At 40.5% G+C, this 24,129-nt stretch carries 18 protein-coding genes; 9 read left to right on the top strand and 9 right to left on the bottom strand.

Annotated features, from left to right (window positions below):
- The first annotated feature begins 140 nt into the window (after positions 1-140).
- Together ACM0OP_RS00320 and psbA are read left to right on the top strand one after the other, a co-directional pair.
- Entirely contained in the window at positions 141-1,640 is a 1,500-nt protein-coding gene (locus ACM0OP_RS00320; RefSeq protein ID WP_414526392.1) for an MBOAT family O-acyltransferase, read from the top strand.
- A gap of 153 nt (positions 1,641-1,793) precedes the next feature.
- The gene (psbA, locus tag ACM0OP_RS00315; protein ID WP_414526391.1) at positions 1,794-2,876 is read left to right on the top strand and encodes a photosystem II q(b) protein; all 1,083 of its coding nucleotides are present in this window, start codon (positions 1,794-1,796) and stop codon (positions 2,874-2,876) included.
- A gap of 95 nt (positions 2,877-2,971) precedes the next feature.
- Here the strand turns inward: psbA and ACM0OP_RS00310 are convergent, their stop codons facing one another.
- From ACM0OP_RS00310 to ACM0OP_RS00300, 3 genes are all read right to left on the bottom strand, one after another.
- Entirely contained in the window at positions 2,972-3,715 is a 744-nt protein-coding gene (locus ACM0OP_RS00310; RefSeq protein ID WP_414526501.1) for a cobalt-precorrin-6A reductase, read from the bottom strand.
- A gap of 172 nt (positions 3,716-3,887) precedes the next feature.
- The gene (gene hemB, locus ACM0OP_RS00305) at positions 3,888-4,895 is read right to left on the bottom strand and encodes a porphobilinogen synthase (protein WP_414526390.1); all 1,008 of its coding nucleotides are present in this window, start codon (positions 4,893-4,895) and stop codon (positions 3,888-3,890) included.
- 119 nt (positions 4,896-5,014) lie between these two features.
- The gene (locus ACM0OP_RS00300; RefSeq protein WP_414526389.1) at positions 5,015-5,245 is read right to left on the bottom strand and encodes a hypothetical protein; all 231 of its coding nucleotides are present in this window, start codon (positions 5,243-5,245) and stop codon (positions 5,015-5,017) included.
- A gap of 210 nt (positions 5,246-5,455) precedes the next feature.
- Here ACM0OP_RS00300 and ACM0OP_RS00295 point away from each other — a divergent pair, with 210 nt between their 5' ends.
- Positions 5,456-6,973: an aminotransferase-like domain-containing protein gene (locus tag ACM0OP_RS00295; protein ID WP_414526388.1), complete on the top strand. Its 1,518-nt coding sequence runs from the start codon at positions 5,456-5,458 to the stop codon at positions 6,971-6,973.
- A 427-nt stretch (positions 6,974-7,400) separates the two neighbouring features.
- Here ACM0OP_RS00295 and ACM0OP_RS00290 read toward each other — a convergent pair whose 3' ends face one another.
- The 3 genes from ACM0OP_RS00290 to ACM0OP_RS00280 all read right to left on the bottom strand — a co-directional run bounded on the left by ACM0OP_RS00290 (position 7,401) and on the right by ACM0OP_RS00280 (position 10,531).
- Positions 7,401-7,895 carry a hypothetical protein gene (locus ACM0OP_RS00290; RefSeq protein WP_414526387.1) on the bottom strand — a complete coding sequence of 165 codons (495 nt, stop codon included), beginning with the start codon at positions 7,893-7,895 and terminating at the stop codon, positions 7,401-7,403.
- An 87-nt stretch (positions 7,896-7,982) separates the two neighbouring features.
- Positions 7,983-10,133, bottom strand: a complete 2,151-nt coding sequence (locus ACM0OP_RS00285; protein ID WP_414526386.1) for a pentapeptide repeat-containing protein — start codon at positions 10,131-10,133, stop codon at positions 7,983-7,985.
- A 53-nt stretch (positions 10,134-10,186) separates the two neighbouring features.
- Entirely contained in the window at positions 10,187-10,531 is a 345-nt protein-coding gene (locus tag ACM0OP_RS00280; protein WP_414526385.1) for a hypothetical protein, read from the bottom strand.
- Positions 10,532-10,731: 200 nt separating this feature from the next.
- Here ACM0OP_RS00280 and ACM0OP_RS00275 point away from each other — a divergent pair, with 200 nt between their 5' ends.
- Positions 10,732-11,160 (top strand): hypothetical protein, encoded by a 429-nt coding sequence (locus ACM0OP_RS00275; RefSeq protein ID WP_414526384.1) that lies wholly within the window; start codon positions 10,732-10,734, stop codon positions 11,158-11,160.
- A 17-nt stretch (positions 11,161-11,177) separates the two neighbouring features.
- Here ACM0OP_RS00275 and ACM0OP_RS00270 read toward each other — a convergent pair whose 3' ends face one another.
- Positions 11,178-14,567, bottom strand: a complete 3,390-nt coding sequence (locus tag ACM0OP_RS00270; RefSeq protein ID WP_414526383.1) for a PAS domain S-box protein — start codon at positions 14,565-14,567, stop codon at positions 11,178-11,180.
- A gap of 1,146 nt (positions 14,568-15,713) precedes the next feature.
- On the opposite strand from ACM0OP_RS00270, the gene nifV reads away from it, so the two are divergent.
- On the top strand, positions 15,714-16,853 hold the full coding sequence (gene nifV, locus ACM0OP_RS00265) for a homocitrate synthase (protein WP_414526382.1): 1,140 nt from the start codon (positions 15,714-15,716) through the stop codon (positions 16,851-16,853).
- Between the two features lie 167 nt (positions 16,854-17,020).
- Here the strand turns inward: nifV and ACM0OP_RS00260 are convergent, their stop codons facing one another.
- Positions 17,021-18,586 (bottom strand): FAD-dependent oxidoreductase, encoded by a 1,566-nt coding sequence (locus tag ACM0OP_RS00260; RefSeq protein ID WP_414526381.1) that lies wholly within the window; start codon positions 18,584-18,586, stop codon positions 17,021-17,023.
- 304 nt (positions 18,587-18,890) lie between these two features.
- Here ACM0OP_RS00260 and ACM0OP_RS00255 point away from each other — a divergent pair, with 304 nt between their 5' ends.
- Entirely contained in the window at positions 18,891-19,244 is a 354-nt protein-coding gene (locus ACM0OP_RS00255) for a hypothetical protein (RefSeq protein ID WP_414526380.1), read from the top strand.
- Positions 19,245-19,501: 257 nt separating this feature from the next.
- The gene (locus ACM0OP_RS00250) at positions 19,502-20,461 is read left to right on the top strand and encodes a glycosyltransferase (RefSeq protein WP_414526500.1); all 960 of its coding nucleotides are present in this window, start codon (positions 19,502-19,504) and stop codon (positions 20,459-20,461) included.
- Positions 20,462-20,477: 16 nt separating this feature from the next.
- Here ACM0OP_RS00250 and ruvC read toward each other — a convergent pair whose 3' ends face one another.
- On the bottom strand, positions 20,478-20,969 hold the full coding sequence (ruvC, locus tag ACM0OP_RS00245) for a crossover junction endodeoxyribonuclease RuvC (protein ID WP_414526379.1): 492 nt from the start codon (positions 20,967-20,969) through the stop codon (positions 20,478-20,480).
- Positions 20,970-21,160: 191 nt separating this feature from the next.
- On the opposite strand from ruvC, the gene ACM0OP_RS00240 reads away from it, so the two are divergent.
- Both ACM0OP_RS00240 and tsaE read left to right on the top strand, forming a co-directional pair.
- Positions 21,161-22,531, top strand: a complete 1,371-nt coding sequence (locus tag ACM0OP_RS00240; RefSeq protein WP_414526378.1) for a gluconeogenesis factor YvcK family protein — start codon at positions 21,161-21,163, stop codon at positions 22,529-22,531.
- A gap of 132 nt (positions 22,532-22,663) precedes the next feature.
- On the top strand, positions 22,664-23,116 hold the full coding sequence (gene tsaE / locus ACM0OP_RS00235; protein WP_414526499.1) for a tRNA (adenosine(37)-N6)-threonylcarbamoyltransferase complex ATPase subunit type 1 TsaE: 453 nt from the start codon (positions 22,664-22,666) through the stop codon (positions 23,114-23,116).
- The last annotated feature ends 1,013 nt before the right edge of the window (positions 23,117-24,129 follow it).

Below are 24,129 nucleotides of genomic sequence, written 5' to 3'. Positions count from 1 at the left end.
AAGTCCTATCCAATCACTAATGACCAATAATTATAGCCCTACACATACACGTTAGGACATAAACTGATCATAAAAGTTAGACACCGAAAGGCTTTTACCCTACTCCCTACTCCCTACTCCCCAGCTATAATAACTAAAATATGAACTTTATATCAATTTTCTATGGACTCTTTTTACTAAGTACATTAGGGATTTATTGGTCTGTACCTAACCAAACTTTACGGTTATGGACATTATTAATCGCTAGCCTAGTTTTCTATGGTTCTTTAAATCCTGAGTATATTCCCTTGTTATTAGTATTGACTTGGATTAACTTTATGTTAGGACGAGAAATTGGTAACAATACTACACAGGGAAAATATGCTGTTGATTGGCAACTTTCTAACGAAGAGTGGCAATTTGCCCAAAGTGATTGGAATCGTCGCCGTCTCAAATTATTGTGGTTGGGTGTCAGTTTAAATGTTTTATTATTATTAGGATTTAAATATTTACCAGCTATAGGAGAATATGTTTTCGGGTTACAAATAAATTCCCCCAATTCTGAATTTAGATTAATTGCACCTTTGGGAATTTCTTTTTTTACATTTGAATGCATCGCTTATTTAGTAGATGTTTATCGCGGTGCGCCAGCTACTAAAAATTTGCTGAAATTTGTTACATATAAATTATTTTTTACTAAACTAATTTCCGGTCCAATTACTCGTTATCACACTTTGACATCTCAATTTTATAAACCAGAGTTACTCTCTGCGGAAAGAGTAACACAAGCCCTTTGGTTAATTTCTCAGGGTGCAGTGAAGAAAGGGATTTTAGCAGATAATTTAGGAATATTTGTTGACTTATGTTTTGGCAATCTGCAAAGGGCTGGTAGTGCTGATTTATGGTTGGCAACATTTGCCTACGGCTTGCAGTTGTATTTAGATTTTAGTGGTTACGTAGACATAGCCCGTGGTAGTGCCTTACTTTTCGGCTTAGTTTTACCTGAGAATTTTAACTTTCCCTATTTCAGCACCAGTATTGCTGACTTTTGGCGGCGCTGGCATATTACGTTGGGGGATTGGTTACGCAATTACATTTACTTTCCTTTGGGTGGTTCCCGTCAAGGCTTGGTTCGCACTTGTGGAAATTTATTTATTGTCATGCTGATTGCGGGGATTTGGCACGGTTCAGCCTGGGGTTTTGTTGTTTGGGGGATACTGCACGGATTAGCTTTAGGAGTTCATCGTGCTACAGATGCTATGAGCGATCGCAATGAAACTTTAGCAGATTTCTGGCAAAATCCCCTGGGGATAGTTTCGGCTTGGGTTTTAACCCAACTAATGGTTTTTACTTCTTGGATTTGGTTCCGTCTCCCCAACCTCCAAGACTCCGCTTGGGTAATTCAGCATCTCTGGGGTCATGGGGCTGATTCACAATTTGTGCAGAAAGTTTATGTGGAATCTCTGAATATGAACCAATATCAACTGACTGCAATCCTAGCAACCCTAGCTCTCTTGATGAGTATCATCTATGGCTTTAATGCCAGGCTGAAGTTAGAGTTCAACTGGCCTGTGAAATTGTTGTTTGTCCCAATTTGCCTGTATGCCGTATGGTTGTTATCTCCTGAAGGCAGCTTACCCTATATTTACTTTGATTTTTAAACTTTCACACACATAACATAAGTAAATCTAATGTTTGCAGCGAACTTAATAATAAAATTAATACTTTACTGAACGTAAATTCATGTTAAGTTTATTAGAACAGACAAACAAACAGTGCGTCTGAATCATTACACATATCGCAATCATAGAAATATGACCACAACCTTACAACAGCGTCAAAGCGCTAACGTATGGGATCGCTTCTGCGAGTGGATCACCAGCACCGACAACCGCATTTACATCGGTTGGTTCGGCGTTCTCATGATCCCCACCCTACTAGCTGCTACAACTTGCTTCATCATCGCTTTCGTTGCTGCACCCCCAGTAGACATCGATGGTATCCGCGAACCTGTAGCTGGTTCTTTAATCTACGGAAACAACATCATCTCCGGTGCAGTTGTTCCTTCCTCCAACGCTATCGGCTTGCACTTCTACCCCATTTGGGAAGCAGCTTCCTTAGATGAGTGGTTGTACAACGGCGGTCCTTACCAACTGGTAATTTTCCACTTCTTGATCGGTTGCGCTTGCTACCTTGGTCGTCAGTGGGAACTATCTTACCGCTTGGGTATGCGTCCTTGGATCTGTGTAGCTTACTCTGCGCCTTTGGCATCTGCTACAGCAGTATTCTTGATCTACCCAATTGGTCAAGGTTCCTTCTCTGACGGTATGCCTTTGGGTATCTCCGGAACCTTCAACTTCATGATCGTGTTCCAAGCAGAACACAACATCTTGATGCACCCCTTCCATATGTTGGGTGTAGCTGGTGTCTTCGGTGGTTCTTTGTTCTCCGCAATGCACGGTTCCTTGGTGACATCTTCCTTGGTACGTGAAACAACCGAAACTGAATCACTCAACTACGGTTACAAGTTCGGACAAGAAGAAGAAACCTACAACATCGTAGCTGCACACGGTTACTTTGGTCGTTTAATCTTCCAATACGCTTCCTTCAACAACAGCCGTTCACTTCACTTCTTCCTAGCTGCTTGGCCTGTAATTGGTATCTGGTTTACCGCTTTGGGTATCAGCACAATGGCGTTCAACTTGAACGGTTTCAACTTCAACCAATCAGTAATTGATTCTCAAGGTCGGGTTATTGCTACCTGGGCTGACGTAATCAACCGCGCTAACTTGGGTATGGAAGTAATGCACGAGCGTAACGCTCACAACTTCCCCCTAGATTTGGCTGCTGCTGATGTTGCTCCTGTTGCTTTAACAGCACCTGCTATCAACGGCTAATCTCAAAGTTTAGCTAAATAAAAAGCGCCTCTCAGAAATGGGGGGCGTTTTTTTGTATCTCCCTAACTCTCATTCTCTGCGCCTCTGCGTGAAATTCACCCATGCGAGTGCTGTAATAACCACGTCACAGCTGCATCAACATCTGTAACTTGTTCTCCTGGGGGTACAGGTGGACGCTTCACCATCACAACTTGAAGTTTTAGTTCCCGCGCGGCGATAATCTTGGCATAAGTAGCAACGCCTCCACTATTTTTGCTGACGATGGTATCAATTCGATGCTGAATCAGAATTTCTCTCTCATTCTCCAGAAGAAAAGGACCGCGATCGCACAAAAATACTCCTGGTGGGACTAAAGCATTTTGCTCTGGCGGGTCAATCATCCGCATCAAAAACCAAATTTGATTTAAATGGGCAAAAGTGCCGATTTCTTGCCTACCAATGGTTAAAAAGACGCGTTTGGATTGATTTTCCAGAACGGATGCGGCAGATTTTATATTATCAACTTCCAACCAGCGATCGCCATTTACTGCTTTCCAAGGTGGGCGCATTAATTTCAGACGAGGTATGTTCACCCTGATTGCAGCATCAGCCCCATTCAAGGCCATCTGAGTAGCAAAAGGATGAGTAGCATCAATCAACAAATTGATATTCATCTGATGCAGATACTCAGCTAGTCCAGCCACACCCCCAAAACCCCCAACGCGGAAATCACCCAATGGGATTGAAGGTTCACGGGTGCGACCGGCTAAAGATGAGATCACCTCAATCCCCTGGATATTAGCAACTTTGGCAGCTAATTCTGCCGCTTCTCCGGTTCCACCCAGAATTAAAACTCGCATCATTTGATTTTTTCTGGGTTATGTCTCTAAAGCAACAATAACTTTCTTCCCTTCTTCCCTTCTTTCTTTGTGTACTTTGCGCTCTTTGCGGTTCGTTAAAAATTAGAATTAGGCATTTCCCAGAAATAAACTCAGGAAAGAAACAAACCACAGAGAAATGAATAAGAGAAGTTTATGCCAACATTAAAGCCACTTCCTTAGCAAAATAAGTCAAAATCAAATCAGCGCCAGCTCGTTTCATGCTGGTTAAAGTTTCCAAAATGATTTTTTTCTCATCAATCCAACCCATGCGGGCAGCAGCTTTAATCATGGCATATTCACCGCTCACATTATATGCTGCTACAGGTAGATGTGTGGCATTGCGGACTTGATGAATGATATCCAGGTAAGCTAGAGCAGGTTTCACCATCACCATATCTGCTCCCTCAGCAATGTCTAATTCTATTTCTTTGATAGCTTCTCTAGCGTTAGCTGGGTCCATTTGATAGGTTTTTTTATCCCCAAATTTCGGTGCAGAATCTAAAGCATCGCGGAAGGGGCCATAATAAGCAGAAGCATACTTGGCTGAATATGCCAAAATTCCCACATCAGTATAACCTTCTACATCTAAAGCCCGACGAATTGCGCCGATTCTACCATCCATCATGTCAGAAGGTGCAACAAAACTGGCTCCGGCTGCTGCTTGGGAAACTGCCATTTTTACCAACACTTCCACAGTGGGGTCATTCAAAATAGTACCCTGGTCATCGATTAAACCATCATGGCCATGATTCGTGAAGGGATCTAAGGCAACATCAGTCATGACAATCATTTCCGGAACTGCTTGTCTAATAGCTTTGACTGTTCGCTGTACTAATCCATTGGGATTGTAGCTTTCAGTAGCAGTATCATCTTTTAGTTCTTCGGGAATTACTGGAAACAGTGCGATCGCATTAATCCCTAAATCATAAACTTCCTGAATTTCTTTTAATAATAAATCTAGGGAATAGCGATAACAATCAGGCATAGAAGCAATTTCAACTTTTTGCCCCTCCCCCTCTGTCACAAACATGGGATAAATCAGGTCGTTAACAGTAAGGGTAGTTTCCCTGACCATTTTTCGTAAAGCTTCAGTCCGGCGCAGACGACGAGGACGGTAACGGAGGACATCGGTTGTATCAGCAGGATTTATAGATGACATAATCAACGACTGGATCATATTTATGATGATTATAGTTGCTAATAATATGGAAAAATATCCAAAGTATTAGTTTGTTACGCTTTTACTTGTATTGCGGAAATAACCATCAATTCTAATTGTCACATTTCTTGGTAATATTGCATCTCAATCCACATTCGCATTTCTGCTTCCGAGCCAAAACAAGCAGAACGGCCTGTGATAGGGTTGTAACCTCGCCAATAAATATGACCATTGCGATCGCGTTTTTGCCAAACTTGCAATTCTGAACTAGCTGACAGTGCCATAACTGATTTTTGCCAAAATATTTTAAGTTTTGACTCTAAGCGCAACCATACTTCAACTATCTTCATAAAAATGTCTTTTCACTCTTATACCTTCTTCTAGGTTCCCTTGTTCATAGCTGCGGGAGAAGGTACAGATTGATCAAATTTAGTCTGGTACAGTAGCCGGATTTTCAACTGTTATAGTTAAATTCAACGCAACTGTACTGGTTAAATCACAGAAAAATCCCTTATATTGCCTGTATTCTCCTGCTTTCGTCTTTAAGGAAGGGTGGCGCTGTGATTATTCCCCTAGATCGGCACTCACAAAACCCTATTTATCTACAAATTCGCAGTTATTTGAGCCGTTTGATTCAATCTGGTAAAATATCGGCTGGACAAAAACTGCCCTCGATTAGAGCTTTATCTGAAAGTATTCAAGTCAACAAGTTAACTGTAATTGAAGCTTATAGTCTTCTAGAAGCCGATGGATTGATTCATGCTCGTCAAGGTTCAGGATATTTTGTCAACTCTATTATTAACTCTAGTTTTAACTTAAAATATCGAGCGACAAGCCTAGTTGCATCTACACACTTCGCCCCAGCCCAAGAGGTAATAATTTCTGAAGGGGGAGGATCTTTTTTAGAGCAATATACAGCTTCTATTCAGGCTCGACGGCAAGCAGATATGATTGATTTCAGTTCAGGATTTCCCCATAATCCTGGGTTAGGAAATCTCCAACGGATTGCCAAACGTGCTTTAGCTAAAGCAGGAGATATTCTTTTTAAAGAAGACTTTCCTCAAGGACAACTTCTGCTGCGACAGTTGATTGCTCAGATGTTAGTGCAAACAGGATTAGTAGTTTCTCCCGAAGAAATAATTATTACTACTGGTTCACAACAAGCATTATCGCTAGCAATGCAATATTATCTCCAACCAGGGGATTGGGCGATTGTGGAGACACCAACTTATCATGGTGCATTGGGCATTTTGGAAAACTTAGGCGCTAAAGTCATCGGCATTCCCATGACTGCACAGGGGATGAATCTGGAATTACTGGAGCAATATCTCAATAGTCACCGACCAAAATTAATCTACACCATTAGCACACTACATAACCCCACAGGGATCACAACTTCCCAGGAACATCGCCAAAAATTACTGGCATTAGCACAAGAGTACGAATGTCACATTTTGGAAGATAATGCTTACGAAGGGTTAAATTTTGAACCTGTTCCGGCTCCCATCAAAGCCAGCGATGATCGCCACGATTTAGTTACCTACATTAGTACATTCTCCAAAACCCTGATGCCAGGATTAAGAGTAGGTTACATGGTGGTGACAGGTGAACATTATCAGCATTTAGTCAAGCAAAAATTACTCAATGACTTGCACGTTTCTACTGTATCTCAGGCAATTGTCAGCGAATTTTTAGGATCGGGACATTACCGCCGTCATTTGAGTCGTTTAAGGAGTAGCAATTTACAAGGACGAAATATGATGCTGCAAGCACTAGAGCATTATTTTCCCGATGCGATCGCCTCCGGCACTGCACTCCGCGCGATCGCCTGGACTATTCCTAAAGGTGGTTTATTTTTATGGATTCATCTGCCTAACCATTTATCTATTCAAGCAATTTGCCGAGAAGCAATATCACACAATGTCCTCATTGCCAATGGAGCAGTATTTTTTCCAGGAAGAGGTTATGTAGCAATGCGGTTAAACTTTTGCCACACACCAGAAAATATTGAGCAAGGAATCAAAATTATTGGTAGTTTGATTCAAAAATATCTCACTTCTACAGCAGATTGCAGGTAAATAAAGTACATGGTAAATCAAAATTTACAGGACTTACGCAGAAATTACCAAAAGGCTTAATTTAATTAGTGCTTGCGGAAAAAGTCTTCTAGTGGGGGTAGGGAACAGGGAACAGGGAACAGTTTCAGTGATCTGTCATCCCCCAATTTTCTGATTTATTCAACCCAAAATTCACACTTTTGATGGTATACCCTTCAAAAACCTTGCACCTACTTTCGGGTTTATCAGCCTCAAACCTTTGATTTATCTGGGTTTTATATTTATTCAGCCAACCCTAATTAATTAATCAGCGTTAATAAGCCTTTAGCCCTCCGTTTAGCAGCCCTGGGCGCGGCAGTTAATTAATTATATGAATGTGGATAATTCAATTCTTAAATAAAAAAATAAACCCCGCTACTATACTACGGGGATCAAAGCTAATTAGATATTAGAATCTATACCCAACACCACCTTGTACAGAGACAGCCGCGCCACCTCCATCCCGATAGGCATCAAAAGCAATAATGGCGTTACCAAAAATCACCGTATTACTATTGGGGACAACGTAATCAATTCCTGGTTGTAAGGCGAAACTAACTTTGTTACCTAGAGGTGAAGAATTATCACCACCAGCCAACACGACACCAGCCCCCAAGTAGGCATCAGTTTGCCAGTTGAGGGGGACATCGTAAGAAACTGTAGGTACAACTGCGGTATTTTTACCAATCAAAGCTTGAGTACGGAAAGAAATTGGTGATTTTAGCAGCTTGTAACGGACAGCGACAACACCCCCTACTTGCATATCATCAATCACACCCACAGTGGGACCAACACCCACGTAGCTGCCGTAAGCTACTTGAGCTTGTGCTGGTTGGTGATTGATTGCCAGACTCAAAGCCGAACCAACTAGCAACCCTGTAACTAAATAACCAATCTGCTTCATTACCGATGCCTCACACCATCTTGAATGGATAAGTGATTTTCAATACTTATATTATCGCTATTCAAGTTGCATTATGTGATCTCAGTTCTATGGACAATTGGTATGCCGACCTCCTTGAGTACAAATGTAAGCTATTTGTCTGGAGTCTAAATTTTTGGCTTGAGAAAAATCAACTCCTTGGACTACCGCAGAAACTGAGCCTAACTCTGGCATTTGCACAAATTGGTCTGCGGGATTTTGTGGTACGGGAGCTAGAATTGCTCCTTTAAAATCAGCACCTGTGACATTTGCTCCTCGTAAATCTACAAAGCTGAGGTCAGCATTTTGTAAATTGGTATTTTCTAACCTAGCAGAACGTAAAACAGCATTAGTCAGGCGAGTAGCGCTGAGGTTGGCGTTGGTGAGATTAGCTCGATCTAAATAGGCTCCAGATAAGTCTGCGCCTCGCCAATCAGTGTTAGTTAAGTTGGCATAGGATAAATGTGTGCCAATGGCAATCACTCGACTTAAACGGGCTGCATACAAATTGGCTTCGTTGAATTTAGCATCACCTATGTCAGCCCCGGTAAAGGTGGCTTTTTCTAGAAATGCACCGCGCAGATTAGCTCCTACTAGCTGAGTGCTGCTAAGGTCTGTGCCGATTAAACGCCCATAGGATAAATTAGCTCTGTTGAGGGTAGCGCGGCTTAAATCACTCCGGTTCATGATCACGCGACTGAGGTTAGCATCGCTGAAGTTAGCTTGTTGCAGTTGAGCTTGATTAAAATCGGCGATCGCATCATCATAAGTATCCCAGCGTCCATCCTCACCAGGGGAACGAAAAATACTACCTTTAAAGCTGGCTTGGTTAAGATTTGCCGATTTAAAGTTAATTCCCGATAAATCAACGTTATCTAAAACCAAGTTAAAAAATGAACTTTGGGGAGTACCGCTTTGACCTAATTCCGCCCGACTCAGATCCACACCTGTGGCTTGAGTGCTGTAAACACTGAGAATTTTGTTAATTGTCTGCTGATTAAGATGTAACCGCTTTTGTGGCAATTCTCCTGCTGAAGATGAATTATTACTACCCACAGACTTTAATTCAGACGCTAAAAACTGATTCTTCTTTTTTAACTCCGGGATAGCTTTTAGCCCCGCACTTGTGAGCGCTTGTTGAATTGTATTCTGGAGAATGGGGTTAGTTTCTTTCACCAGCAAGTCTGTGAGAAATTGGATCGACTGCGGATCATCCAAACCACCTAGAGCGAGAATTATACTTTGGCGCTCCTCAGTAGTAGCATTAGAATTAGGACTCAATCTTTCCACCAGTACCAGAAACTTTTGGCTATTTATTTGCTCAGTTTCTCGTTGGTTTTGTTGAGTTTGGATATAAACTTGGGTAGCAACTAAAGTTCCCAAGACAGCCACCATGCTGACCAATGAGACAGCAAATAAAGTCAAACTGGGATTTTGCCGCATCCGTTGCCACAGGTTAGGCACACTGTTAACATCCCCTGTGAGGATAGACATAGATACAGGAGCTAATTCCTCACCTGGCTGCGGCTGTTGAGATTTATCAACCTGAACAGAAGATGGTAAAGGACGATTTGCATCAATTGTGTATGTACCTCCCAACCAGTCATGGAAGGCGCGACGACCTCGACGAGATGGTAACGCCAGTCCTTCTCCCAACACCATCAACACTGCCAAAAATGTGAACAATCCTAAATTAGGAAAAGCAAAACTGTAGCGCCAAAGAATATAAGCAATGGAAACAGGTACAGTCAACCTACCAACTCCTTCCCGCGCCACCACTGAGGCTATTCCAGGGGACTGACCTGCATCATTAACAACTCGTACCCCAAATTTACGTTTAGGCAGAGTGCTACCTGTTTTACCCAGTAAATATAATTGCCACCATGACAGGGTGACAGGGGCTAACAAGGCGATAATCCACAAAAAATTGGTGGGGGCTGCAACGTTGCGTATACCATAGCTGACAGGTAGAGCCAAAGGTCTGGCGATCGCCCGTTCTGTCACTACTAACACTGGGTGAAGAGGTACACGCTTGAGATCACTGCGAGAATTGAGATAAACACCAAGGCCAAAAGGTGCTATTCCACTCACCACCACTAAACTTATTTCCGTAACCCATGCAGCCAAACGTCTAGTGGTTAATGGCCGTGACTTAACTTTTCGCGGTTGATTTGACTGGTTAGATTCACTAGCACTTGTCCTCACAACTGGGGTCGCCATTGCATAATTCCTTTGAATTTATTTTTAGGTGGCTCTCGCCAAATTAAAATAAGCTATTGCTTGTTTTGCCCGTTACCAGATACAAAAAATTTGTATCCAAGATACATGAAGAACGCCAACACTGCCAGACTAATTACAGATGTAACCAATTTCAGCACTGCTTGGAGCATCCCCAATGCCAATATCACCCCGACACCCGCAACTATCACCTTAGTTATACCGTTCAAATTCTCAAACCAAAGCTGAAATTTGGCAATATGAGCTTTAAAATTGAGAAATACCGACTGTAATTTTTCTGTATTTTTGGGTGGTTGTTCCACACCTACAGATTTAGAATTGATTTCTGCCTCTAGATTCTGGAGGCGACGCTGAAAGTCTTCTTCAGGTTGAGGATTCATATCTTTTAACCTTGACCTTAAATCACTAGTTCTACAATCAACCTACCAAATCCTGAAAATTATATGTTAGTTAACAGCACCTTCAAGCACTAATAACTACTCAAGCCACAAAAATTGTTACCGGAACCTAGACAAATCAAGTTCGTCTTTAAGACTAGAACCTTTAGATCACAATAAAAATAGTCGGGAGCGTAATGATCATGAAGACTCTGAGGCTATTCACAGTTGTTCCCATAGCTATGGCAATCAGCTTGATGATGAGTCAGGCTAATTTGGCTGACGTTGCACGGCTACAAATTCAAGAAAATTTAAATTCCGATCCACTGGTTCTAAACGGCACTTCCGGGGGAACCGTCGCCAGTGATTGCGGCAATATTGCTGATACACCCAACCAAGTTATTTACTTAACAAATCCACTACCATACTTACGGTTAACTATTGATAGTCCTGGACAGCCAACACTGCTAATTGATGGCCCTGGAGGGCGATTTTGCGTCTTAGCAGATAGTGAATCTGAAAACAAGCCGGAAATCACTGGTTATTTCATGGCAGGAGAATACTCACTTTACGTGGGTGATTTATCTCAGAATCAGTATAACTATAGCCTCTCAATTTCGCAACAAAATTAGCTTGTTCAGTAGATTTTCTAATTTGGGCTGAGTACATGGCGTAGGTTGGTTAATAAATCCTGGGCGGTGTAAGGCTTGGAAATCACTGAATCTACAGAAATATGATCAGCATTTGCCAAAGCCACTTTGGGGTTAACACCGCTAGCAGCAATGATTTTTACCTGCGGATTCATTTTTTGTAAAGTGCGAATTGCTGTAATCCCATCCATTTCTGGCATCATGATATCGATGAAAACGGCACTGATATGATGTTTATGTTGGGCATAAAGTGCGATCGCCTCAATCCCATTACTAGCAGTGAGAGTCGTATAATTGTATTTTTCCAGGACAATTTTGGCAATCTGGCAGATTTCCGGCTCATCATCCACAAATAAAATTAGTTCCCCCTGTCCAGGACAGAATGTTTCTGAATTATTATTCATTTCCATTGATTGAGTGACTTCCACCGCAGGAAAGAACAACTTAAACTCAGTTCCTTCTTCCACTGTGCTAGATAAATTAATAAAACCACCGTGGCTTTTGATAATTCCCTGCACAGTAGACAGACCCAATCCTGTCCCTTTTCCAACTTCCTTAGTCGTAAAAAAGGGATCAAAAATTCTTCCTAATATTTCTGGTGGTATTCCCATACCTGTATCCCTAACTGTCACCACCACATAATTACCAACTTTAGCATCCAGATTCATTTGGACATAGGCTTGATCAATAAACATATTTTCCATAATAATGCTCACCATACCACCTGCTGGCATAGCATCACGGGCATTAACTACCAGATTCATCAACACTTGATGTAATTGTGTCGCATCTCCAGAAACAGCCCACAAATCCTCTGGTATAGTGATGGCAAACTCAATAGACTTGGGAAACGTTTGTTGAGCTATCTGAGTAATTTCTAAAATCAGATGCTTGAGTTGAACTATGGTGCGCTCTCCCTTAAATCCCCGCGCAAATGACAAAACTTGTTTTACTAAAGCCGCACCTCGTTTACTGTTATTTTCAACAATTTTTAATAGGTGCTGATAATGTTCTTTTTCTTGCGGGAATCTCACCTGTAGCAGTTGAGATGCTGCCAAAATTGGGGTCAAAATATTATTTAAGTCGTGAGCAATTCCCCCGGCTAAAGTACCAAGACTTTCCAGGCGTTGAGCGCGGAAAAACTGCTCTTCTAGTTGTTTTTTGTCTGTAATATCAGTGTCAACGGAAAGGATTGACTTCGGTTGTCCGGCGGTATCATACATCAAAGTCCAACGACTTTCTACAATAATTTCTCTACCTGATTTGGTAACTTTGCGTAACTCACCCTGCCATGCACCAGATTCCATCACTGTTTTCACAGGTTCTGCCAATTGCTGGGTATTGAGGCACAACAATTGCTGGGGATCTTTATCCAAAGCCTCTTCTGCTTGCCAACCATATATGCGTTCTGCACCTTGATTCCAGAAGACAATTTTGTTTTGCAAATCTCGAACTAGAATCCCATCAGTAGCAATATCCAGTAAAGCAGCTTGTTCTCTAACTTTCTCTTCGGCTCGTTTCCGGGCTGTGATATCCATAGAGTAGCCAATCATGCCAATGGGTTTCTGATTGGGACTACGTAGCAATGAAAGTGATACCAAGGCATCAAATCGATTGCCAAATTTATCTTGCATAATCACTTCAGTTTCATGCTCTCCTTTCTCTAAAAGAGGCGCAATCACTTGATGTTCTAGTATATCAGCCAGTTCATCTGGATAGAGCAGCGAGATATGTTGACCCATGACTTCGGTAGCTGAGTAACCAGTTAATCTTTCTGCACCTTGATTCCAAATAGCAATATAGCCTTTCAAGTCAGTGGCAATTACTGAATCATGGATTTGGTCAATAATTTGTGCTTGCTGCTTCAGTATCTCCTCTGTGACTCGCCGTTGGGTAATATCTCTCCCCACCCCCTGCAATTCTAAAACCTCTCCTCTTTCATTTTCGATTGCGGCCATATTCCATTGCAGCCAGCGCGTACCCTTAACTGTCAATAGACGTTGCTCATAGGTGATTTCCTGATGGGGTGGGGATATCAATCGGCTGAGAATTTTTTTGGCTGAAGGTAAGTCATCTGGATGGCAAAACTGACACAGGGACTCACCCAGTAATTTGGGCAATTCCTTACCTACTGCTTCGGAAACTACTGTGTTAGCGAAGGTCAACCGTCCCTGTAAATCGATGCGAATAATTAAGTCAGTTTGAGTTTCTACTAACTGGCGGTATAGTTTCTCACTTTTCTTTAATGACTCTTCTACCCGTTGACGTTGAATGATTTCTTGTTGTAAACGCTGGTTAGCAATTAAAAGTTTGTTTGTCCGTTCTACTACGCGATGTTCTAACTCAGAGGTAACTTGAGATAATGCTGCTTCTACTTGTTTCCGGGCAGTAATATCACAAAGCAACCACCGCCAACCCTGGCGCTTACCCCGTGAGTCGTATATGGCCGCAGCTCTCACATTAGCTGGGAAAGATAAACCTCCCCGTGGCTGAAGGTGAATTTCCCAATCTTCTACCTGCTGTAAAGTCAGTAGCTCCTTGAGAAAATCTTGGCGATGTTCTTCGGCAATAAACAGCACTAAGGGTTTACCTACTAGATAATTTTGGGGTACGGATAGCAAGGTGGATACTGCATGATTAGCTTCTTGAATTACACCCATAGCATCACTAACTAAGTAACCATAAGGTGCAAAATCAAATAAGTCTTGATAACGCTGGCGCTCTAATTCGGCGATTTCACGCGCTGCTGCTAGTTCTTCGTTTTGTTGTCGCAGTTCTTCTTCTGCTACTTGGAGTTCTTCCAGAGTTTGCTGCAATTCTTCATTAATTTGCATGACTGCATCTGTTTGTCTTTCCCACGATGTTTTTAAATGGCTGTGACTTTGACAGTGGGAGTTTTGCGGCGGGTGATTGACTGTGTGTAAAGGTGGTGAGTCTGGAGCAAAACTAACCATGTTTATGGTTTCAAAGGTTTTGAGTAAGCTAGTTTCTGTAACTATTCCTAATAGTTGCCCCTGTTGATCTAAAATCGGCAAATGGCTAATTTGATATTGCTGTAATAGTGATAAAGATTTAAAGATATCTTGGGAATGGGATGCAGTTAGGGTAATGACTGGTTGCACCATGACTTCAGCCATTGTGACTTGAGATAAATTGATCCGTTGCGCCGTCACTTTAATGACATCTGTAGTTGTAAAAATCCCTAATAACTTCCTTTGATCTACAACTAAGACACAAGTCATGTCTGGAGTTTGATTCATCAAGATAATGGCATCGATTATATAACTATCAGGGCTAATCGTTAAAGGATACGGATAAATAACGTGATGTAAATTGGGTAAATCAATTAGCTGATTGTGGGATCTCATAGTCAATTCATCAATTTTCATTATCTGACTGTGATCAGAACTACATAGCTTCAGATATATTGAGCAAGTTGTTAATCATCGGTGATGATTAATGGAAAGGAGACTATAAATTGAGGTTATGAAAGATAAAATTCTGGGATGTAAAAAATCTGTCGTGGCTCTATCCGCAGTCAGTATACAAGTTGGGCTGTTGGGGTAGTTTTTGTAGTTCTCAAACCCATTGTATTATCGAATCAAGGATAGATGATCTTTATATCTAAAGAGGTTACACTAATTCATGATTTGGCTATGAGGGGGTTAAACCACCTATGTGTATTCTTTAGAAGTAATTAGGTAATTAATCATACATTTATCGGAATTGGTTCTGTTTTATAGAAATACTTGATTAATAGGGTATTCATGTTTAATTACTTATGAATAATTTTTAATTCCGACATAATTACCCATCTATGTTAAAATTAATTAAGATAATTTTACCTTTGAAAAAATCGCTTCAGACTCAAATATTGCTTAAATTTGGCGAAATATGGAATATTAACAGGTGAGCCAATTTAATTAACCAAGTATTTATAATTAATTTTTATATTACGGTATCCTTGGTATACTATTACGGAAAAAGCATCAAAATATTTTAAATTGATTTCAAAAGGAATATTTGAATGGATGAGTCAGTTGATTTTTCTGTGCTTTTAGATGCACAAAATTTATGGTAATCATTCAAAAATCTTCTCATCAATTCTGTCTATTATCTTTAGCTTTGAGATGGTGTTGCTTGTGCAGCAAAAAGCTATATCAACAGATGTAAACGACAACTGCTGATCTCAGATAAAAACTAAATATTAACGAGAGTATCCTGGTTACTTCCTCCATCTACAGAATCAAAAACACTACCTCCTTCAGTAGACTTCCGCCGATTTTTTTCACATCATTGTGACGAGTGGAAATATACCGACGACTATAGTAGAAGGTAAATTAACCAACATTTAAGTTATTTCATGAAGCCAGAAACTCAGACATATATGCGTTAGAGTCTTATGTCAAAGAAAAAATAGCTGGAAAATGGGGTGTGATTTTATTGACTCCATGATTATTAGCCAGAATTGTAGTTTTACTTACTACAGAGAAAAATTTCTGTATATTAAATATGATAAACGAGGCACTACGCAAATGAATCAAATTGTGATCAACGACACAACTTTACGTGACGGGGAACAAGCTGCTGGTGTAGCCTTTAGCTTGGAAGAAAAAATTGCGATCGCCCAACTACTGGATGCTATTGGAGTTCAGGAGATAGAAGTTGGTATTCCCGCTATGGGTGAAGCAGAGCAAAAGGCGATCGCCACCATTGCTGATTTAGGGTTACAAGCTGATCTCCTGGGTTGGAACCGTGCGGTAATTTCAGATATTCAAGCTTCTATAAATTGTGGTTTGCAGCGAGTGCATATATCGATCCCCGTCTCTACAATCCAAATAGCTGCGAAATTTCAGGGAAAAGCAGAACTAGTTTTGCAAAAACTAGGAGAGAGTATCAGTTTTGCCCTTGATCATGGCTTGTTTGTTTCCGTAGGAGCCGAAGATTCATCTAGAGCCGATGTAGGATTTCTCTTAGATGTAGCGCTTTACGCTCAAGAATGTGGTGCATCCAGGTTTCGTTTTTGTGACACCGTAGGAATTTTGGATTTTTTCGGTACATACACACAAGTTCAACAATTAGTCACAGAATTATCCATCCCCGTAGAAATGCATAGCCATAATGATTTTGGTTTAGCCACCGCTAACACTCTCGCTGGAATCAAAGCCGGTGCTTTATCAGTCAACACAACAGTCAACGGTTTAGGGGAAAGATCAGGAAATGCGGCTTTAGAAGAAGTAGTAATGGCTCTTAAACGCATCTATAATATTAATTTAAATATTGATACTTCTCGCTTACTGGAACTCTCCCGACTTGTGGCCTCAGCATCCGGGTACAATGTCCATCCTTGGAAAGCCATTGTGGGAGAAAATAGTTTTGCTCACGAATCAGGTATCCATGCTCATGGTGTACTGAAAAACCCTGATACCTACGAACCTTTTGCACCAGAAGAGGTAGGGGGAGAGCGACGTTTAGTTTTAGGTAAGCATTCGGGAAAACATTTATTGACTAACCTGTTGCGGGAACAGGGGATTGTTCTGAATCCAGAAGGGATGCAATCGGTATTAGATGCTGTGCGACAAGCATCAACGGAGAAAAAACGCAGTTTAACTACCCAGGAAATGTTGGATTTAGCACAAGCACACCAGCAGATTCATAGTAGTCTCAAATTCTAAATCAGGGAACAGGGAACAGGGAACAGTTTTATATTTATATCTTGTGGTTTTGTGATATGAAATAGATGTTATGGCAACCGCCAAACGTTAGGACATAAACTAACTGATCATAAAAGTTAGACACCGAAAGGCTTTTACCCCACTCCCTACTCCCTACTCCCTACTCCCTATTCCCTATTCCCTATTCCCCCAACATAGTCAGCACCAGAACCATATTTCCAAGCATCAACTAAACGATGCCAATGATATTGTTTTTCTCTGGGCTGATTTTTAATCCATGTTTCTAGTATGGGGGTTAGCTGATGTAAGCCAGTGTAAATTCCTAAATTACTGTAATGTATCATCCAATCCAGCAAGCTAAGTAAACCAACTTGAGGAATGATTTTGGCTATTAATAGGGGATGGAATAAACCCGTTTTTAACAGTGTTTGTGTCAGTCCTGAAAATTGCACTACATCTTGTAAAAAAGGTTTTAAGACTGGTAAACCCAGTTGTTGCATTTCTTGAAATACCGCCTGGAGTAATTGGTTAATTTGCTCTGGGGAGATTTTTTGATTTATCCCTACACTCATGGCTTTTTGAAATAACCAAGTAACGGTGAGATTTGGTTGATAGGGTTGCAGAAGGGCTAAACTTTGCCCTGATAGTCGATTTGTTTGCAGTGCTTCCTCTATACCAAATGTCAACCGCTTCAGGTGACGTACCATCGCCCCAAAGCCACCAAAACTCAAGGGGGATTGATTACCACTGCTGTCTCCCACTGTTAACAGGCGATTCCAAGGGGTTTTGATGGGACTTTGGCGATAACTGGGAAAGAAGCCAAACAGCGCTCGTTGAAATTGTAGTTGGTTTAGTTCTACACCTTGATATTCTGGTAATAGTCGCAGATATTCTTCAAATAATGCTTCTAAACTGAGGCGTTGTGGTTCTGCATCCATGTAGGTAAATAAGTAAGTCGTTCTCCCATCTCTGGCGGGGAATGCTTCCCAAAAGTATTGACATTGATTTTTTAAGGATGTGAATGACAATAATAAGTCACCGGTGGTATTGGGGGAGAAACCTTGGGCGCAACTTCCTACTACTAAGCACAAAGCATCTGGTTTTTTACCTTGGCGTGCTTGGCGGGTGATGGGAGAAAAATTTCCCATTGCGTCGATTAATAGGCGAGTGGTGTATTGCTGATTAACTACGACTCCCTGTGGATGAATTATGGCGGCGGTGAAGGGTGTATTTTCTAATAATTTTCCTCCCAGGGCAAGAAATCGGGTTTTTAATGTATCTAGCAGGTAAACTGGATCTATGCCGATGTTTAAAACATCTTCTACCCAAATTTCTTGACCACTAGCAAAACTAACTCGTGCTGGGTTATATTGAGTTGCGATCGCCTGCTGTAATTCTTCAGGACTGAGTAAGTTTAACGCCACAAATGCTTCTAATTCTGGGCGGGAAATATTCCATTCTTGTTCTCTACCCTTTAAAATTCCCCTTTCCATCAACGCCACCCGCAGTCCCTTCACCGCTAAGGCGCAACCAATTAAAATCCCTAAAGTCCCACCACAAACAATTACATCCCACTCCACAACCTCTAAGGGTTGCTGACTTTCTTCAACTACAGTGGGAACGGGTATGGTATTCTCTCTCACAGATGTTAACAGGCGATCGGCTTGACGTAAACCTGGTAAAACATCGCCCGGTAATTGAGAGAGAACTTTTTCAGTTAGAGATGGAGACATATTTAGTTAATTCCCAGCCACTAATACTATCAATTCTAGAGTATAAACATTTACTAAATAAACTTAGGGTTGAAGTCAGTGATCATGAGTTATCAATAATTCCGACTTTGTTTTATTACATATAGATAAAATAAGTAAATTAAAAGTTGGCTGTATCAAAATTACACCCATGAAAGTCTTCAGATCATGAGTAACAGCCATTCCCACACATACTTTATGATTCTAGATATGGCATCAATGCCTAGATTCCCAGGTGCTTTCTGGAACTTCATGATAAAATCATTTTAGTTAAATTAACGTAATCATGTTGGTAGTTAAAGCAAAACTTGAGGAGACAAAACCGGAACATAAATCCTGGGAGAAAACACCAATCATCGGTCTTTTTTTCCATCAGGTTTCTGGGACAACTGAGACAGATAACAGGGATATGATCCCACGTTATCAGTTGAAAGTTAATTTTGGCGTTTTTGATCATCAGAAATTTCCTGGGATAGCCAACCTGAAGAGTTGGGGTAGGTTCGTGGCTCAAACCAAGCATTTGACAGCCAACAGAGAAAAAATCACCACTGGAATCACTCTGTTGTTTGACCATAAGACTACCATTACACTCAACAGTCAGGTCAACAAAAGGATTAAAAAACCCAGGAAAAAAACCTGAAAAATTTTTGCCAAGGCAATCAACATCAAAATCACCTTTATATTGATGACCAAGCCAGTCCTAGAAAAATTTGTGATTCAAGAAGACAAATCAAATTTTCCCATGTTTTTCAAGCAGGAGCCTTTAAGCTTTGGCGAACTCTTGGCCTGCATTTTTATTAGAGATATTGAACTTTTGCACTCACAAAAGTATATGTAATAGCTAACCTTAACAAAAATGTAGGAAAATTACTATGAAAAAAAAAACTAGTTTCAGTCATCATCCCCTGTTTTAATGCAGAAAAATGGTTAGCAGAAGCAATTAATAGTTGCTTAAATCAAACCTATCCTCATATTGAAATTATAGTAATTGATGATGGCTCTACCGACAATTCTTTAGATATTATTAAAAGTTATGGAGATAAAATAATTTGGCAGCATTTACCTCATCAAGGTGGTAACTATGCCAGAAATAAAGGATTCAAATTATCGAAAGGTCAGTATATTCAGTATTTGGATGCAGATGATTATATTTTACCTGAAAAAATAGCAAGACAGGTACAATTCTTAGAAGAAACAGAAGCCGATGTTGTCTATAGTGATTGGAGATATCAACGCCATTTATCTAACGGTTCTATTGTATTAGATAAAATTCAAGTTTCTGAATATCAAACAGATATTTTGGCTTCTTTATTAGCTAATTGGTGGGTGGCTTTAAGTGCTTTACTTTATAAAAGAAATGTAGTAGAAAATAGTGGCGTTTGGGATGAAAGTTTGACTGCTGCACAAGATAGAGCTTTTTTTATTTCAGTGGCAATGAATGAAGCTAAAGTTGTATACCAACCTGGCTGTTATTCAATTTATAGAAGACATGGATCAGTTACAGTTTCTACTTCTTCTACAATTCGTTGGGTAAAAAACCACTATATAGTTGTAGATAGAACTGAAAAAAAATTATTGCAATTAAACAAACTTTCTATAAAGTATCGTCAGGCTTTAGCTAAATCATATTTTGAACTGGCTAGACATTCTTTATTGATTGATTACTCACAATATTTAAAATTTTTAGAAGAAACCTTAATTCGCTTCCCCGAATTTGATGGAGACAGTGATAAATTTATATATAAATTTATGCAAAACATTTTCGGTTTCCGCAAAACAGAACGCATTGCCTGTTATTTTTTATATATTAAAAAGTTTGTGACTTCAGGTAAATTTCCGATTAATTCCTCAAAATAGATCATTCATGGAAAACCTAAATCTGATACCAAGCAGTCAAAGCCACCGCCAAAGCATCAGCAGCATCATCTGGCTTGGGAATTTCTTCTAAATCCAACTCCCGCGCCACAGCATCTTGTACTTCAGATTTATCAGCATTACCATAACCCGTGAGGGCTTGTTTAATTTGGGCAGGAGTAAATTCAACATAGGGCAGGTTATGCTGTGCCAAAGCTAACAAAAGTACACCTCTAGCCTGTGCTACCAGAATAGTATTTGCCATGCGATAAAAGAATAATTTTTCCACCGCGACCAAATCTGGCTGTAACTCCTGTATCACCGTATGCAAATCGTCAAATAAAGTACACAGGCGCTGTCCCATCTCCATTTTGGCTGAAGTTTGGATAACTCCGAAATCAACCATACTCACGGATGTTTCCGGAATTTTAGCGGGTATTTGCTGACAAGTAATTAGCCCAAATCCGACAATGGCTAATCCTGGATCTAATCCTAAAATACGTTTTTCCATGAGAGAATCTGCGAGTAAACCTTGGATGCTAGGAGAGAGACTGTTAATTTAGCCCCAACACTGGCAAGTTTGACAACTTGCTGCTAATCTAAAGTCCTTAAGAACTTTCAGAATTGTACATTTGGTGTGAATACCAAGTGGTGTAAATTTGCTGTTAATTATTTAGTTTGTAGCACTGCTCCGAATCAGGTATGTCAATTGGTTTTCTCAGACAAGCCCTCAAAGCCCTGCAAAAGCAGTCGCGCCGTCGCACTTCCCATCGTGTTAACCAGTGGTTCAAATGGTTATCTCCTGGACTAGCTATCAAACGCTGGATGTTAATTAGCTTGGGAGGTGTACTGCTAGCAATATTGGGGTTGGCGATATCGGTGAAGCTAACCCCTATTTTTTGGGCTATGGAATGGGTGCGGAATTTTCTGGGAGTAGTTGCTGGCATTTTACCTCACTATATCAGCGGCCCTTTGGTGTTGCTAGGGGGCTTGCTGTTGCTGCTGTGGGGACAAACTCGCACTGTCGGCTCAATTACTCAGGTGCTAAGACCAAATAGCGAAGAGGAGTTAATTGACGTGCTGCTGGCACATCGTCGCTTGTATCGGGGGCCAAAAATAGTAGTAATTGGCGGTGGTACGGGACTTTCTACGTTATTAAGGGGATTAAAAACCTATAGTGCTAATATTACCGCCATTGTGACTGTGGCTGATGATGGTGGGTCTTCTGGGCGGTTACGTCAGGAGTTTGGGGTTTTACCACCAGGAGATATTCGTAATTGTTTGGCTGCTTTGGCAGATGAAGAAAAATTATTAACAGAGTTATTTCAATATCGGTTTAAGGCTGGGGACGGTTTGACTGGTCATAGTTTTGGCAATTTGTTTTTAACTGCTATGACTGATATTACTGGGGATTTAGAACGGGCTGTGGCGGCTAGTTCTAAGGTGCTGGCGGTGCGGGGACAGGTTTTACCAGCTACCTTGAGTGATGTTCGCCTCTGGGCAGAATTAGACGATGGTCGTCGTATTGAGGGTGAGTCTAGTATTCCTAAAGCTGGGGGGAAAATTGTCAAGATTGGTTGTATACCGGCTCTTCCTCCGGCTTTACCCGCAGCTATTAAGGCGATTAAAGAAGCTGATTATATTGTTGTGGGGCCGGGTAGTCTTTATACTAGTTTGATTCCTAATTTACTTGTACCAGAAATTGCTGATGCGATCGCCACATCTACAGCCCCTAGCATTTACATCTGCAATATCATGACTCAACCGGGAGAAACTGACGGATATACTGTTGCTGACCACATTAAAGCGATTGACACTGCTTGTGGCGAAAGACAGCTGTTTGATGCTGTATTAGTACACAAAAAATCTCCCTCTGAGCAATCACTAATGCGCTATGCTCAACAAAATTCCCATCCAGTATTCTTGGATAGGGAAAATGTCACCCTATTGGGTCGGCGAATTGTTCTAGCAAATGTCTTATATGAAGATGAAACAGGTTGTGTCCGTCACAATCCCCAGAAACTAGCACGGGTTTTGTTGCGGTGGTACAGTAGAACTAATCATGGGAAGTAAATTTATAGCAGAGAGCAGGGAGCAGCCTTGAAACTCCTAAACTGTAAGGGTTTCATGATCTGTTTTTGTCCTAAATTCCTTGGCGGTTGCTATAAAATGGATTCGGCAAAAATATCTCTTCTTGACTTTTCCATGAATATTTTACTTGCACATACAGAAGCAACTCTACGCTTAGGCATTACACTTGGTCAAAATTTGACTGCTGGTAGTGTAATTTTATTATCAGGTGATTTAGGCAGTGGCAAAACTACGCTGGTACAGGGAATTGGTCAAGGTTTAGGCATCACTGAATCAATTGTGAGTCCTACTTTTACTCTGATTAATGAGTATACATCTGGACGTATCCCTCTATACCATTTAGATTTATATCGCCTTGAACCTTCGGAAGTTGTAGGTTTGAATCTGGAAACTTATTGGGAAGGTATTGAGGTATTACCAGGAATTGTGGCTATTGAATGGGCCGAAAGAATGCCATACGAGCCAGATAGTTATCTCAGCATCATATTAACTCATGGCGCTGACGGTACTCGTCAAGCCAACGTTACACCCTTTAATTGCACCATGAACTTAGATAATTTTTGCTGATAGTCGAGGGAGAATGCCACACTCGTTCTATCTACCACTACCGCGCTCATCCAGGAAATTTACTAACATTGTTGTTTTCATTATCTAAAAATCAATGAAATATTTTTCAACATAAGAACTGGTTATGATTCACATCTACTAGCTGGTTGCACTTCGACCATCTAAGTGACCACTGCGGTTAGCTAGGACTGGCGTATTCTGGCAGATAATTTCCTAGTAGATGAATGCAAATTGCTCTTATCGGTCATATCTAGCAAACTGCTAGAATTTTTGAATGCTGATCCTCAAAGGAAATCATATTTAGTTGAGAGGTAACATAAATCTGTACATTAGAGGATGATATTTGTGAATAGGGATGTTAGATGAATTTCTCTGACTCAGTGAATACTGGTATTTTTTTCATCTGCTTACACTAAGGTTATTCCTATTGCTTCATTGCTTTGATTATCTCTATAAATAGTGATTAAGTTTGTTTGCTAAGATGCTAATTTGTCTGGAATTGCCCCGGTTTAAGGCCAAATATTACAATTTTTGCTAAAGTTCCGGACGGAAATTTCAAACAATCACAAGTGTCAGAATTAAGTTTTAAGACCGTACAAATTCGGTGCTTAGAAAATTTTTATATGTATCAAACATAGTTTTCACAGAAATTTGCCCGTTTACTTAACCCTACTAATTCTCTACAGTTATTTCGAGAAAAAATCCGGATAGTTAAATACAAAAAGATTGTAGTTAAAAGTTAAATGGTTAAATTTATTGGTTTATTGCTTGAAGTTATGTTCTGGTTAAGGATTTTCCTGAAAAATTGGGAATATATCAAGCAAAAATGACTGATTGTAATTTAATTAGATTAATTTATTCAACTAATTTTTATAAGAAGTTATACTTATATGTTTCTGTCTATCTCGTGGTGAATGTAATGAAAATAATTTCCAATTCTATTGAGGGAGTAGGGAGTAGGGAGTGGCGAGTGGGGTAAAACCGGTTGCTATACGCAGTGTTGGAATATAAAA

The organism is Nodularia chucula CCY0103 (genome assembly GCF_963923915.1).
Taxonomy (GTDB): domain Bacteria; phylum Cyanobacteriota; class Cyanobacteriia; order Cyanobacteriales; family Nostocaceae; genus Nodularia; species Nodularia chucula.
The sequence above is the reverse complement of the archived record's forward strand: the minus strand, read 5'-3'. Positions and strand labels throughout refer to the sequence as shown.

Bases quoted from the DNA above. Each gene is read 5' to 3' on its own strand.
- ACM0OP_RS00275 (WP_414526384.1), top strand. From the start codon at position 10,732: ATGAAGACTCTGAGGCTATTCACAGTTGTTCCCATAGCTATGGCAATC.
- ACM0OP_RS00320 (WP_414526392.1), top strand. From the start codon at position 141: ATGAACTTTATATCAATTTTCTATGGACTCTTTTTACTAAGTACATTA.
- ACM0OP_RS00310 (WP_414526501.1), bottom strand. From the start codon at position 3,715: ATGCGAGTTTTAATTCTGGGTGGAACCGGAGAAGCGGCAGAATTAGCT.
- psbA (WP_414526391.1), top strand. From the start codon at position 1,794: ATGACCACAACCTTACAACAGCGTCAAAGCGCTAACGTATGGGATCGC.
- tsaE (WP_414526499.1), top strand. From the start codon at position 22,664: ATGAATATTTTACTTGCACATACAGAAGCAACTCTACGCTTAGGCATT.
- ACM0OP_RS00280 (WP_414526385.1), bottom strand. From the start codon at position 10,531: ATGAATCCTCAACCTGAAGAAGACTTTCAGCGTCGCCTCCAGAATCTA.
- nifV (WP_414526382.1), top strand. From the start codon at position 15,714: ATGAATCAAATTGTGATCAACGACACAACTTTACGTGACGGGGAACAA.
- ruvC (WP_414526379.1), bottom strand. From the start codon at position 20,969: ATGGAAAAACGTATTTTAGGATTAGATCCAGGATTAGCCATTGTCGGA.
- ACM0OP_RS00270 (WP_414526383.1), bottom strand. From the start codon at position 14,567: ATGAAAATTGATGAATTGACTATGAGATCCCACAATCAGCTAATTGAT.
- ACM0OP_RS00240 (WP_414526378.1), top strand. From the start codon at position 21,161: ATGTCAATTGGTTTTCTCAGACAAGCCCTCAAAGCCCTGCAAAAGCAG.
- ACM0OP_RS00260 (WP_414526381.1), bottom strand. From the start codon at position 18,586: ATGTCTCCATCTCTAACTGAAAAAGTTCTCTCTCAATTACCGGGCGAT.
- ACM0OP_RS00255 (WP_414526380.1), top strand. From the start codon at position 18,891: ATGTTGGTAGTTAAAGCAAAACTTGAGGAGACAAAACCGGAACATAAA.
- ACM0OP_RS00290 (WP_414526387.1), bottom strand. From the start codon at position 7,895: ATGAAGCAGATTGGTTATTTAGTTACAGGGTTGCTAGTTGGTTCGGCT.
- ACM0OP_RS00285 (WP_414526386.1), bottom strand. From the start codon at position 10,133: ATGGCGACCCCAGTTGTGAGGACAAGTGCTAGTGAATCTAACCAGTCA.
- ACM0OP_RS00300 (WP_414526389.1), bottom strand. From the start codon at position 5,245: ATGAAGATAGTTGAAGTATGGTTGCGCTTAGAGTCAAAACTTAAAATA.
- hemB (WP_414526390.1), bottom strand. From the start codon at position 4,895: ATGTCATCTATAAATCCTGCTGATACAACCGATGTCCTCCGTTACCGT.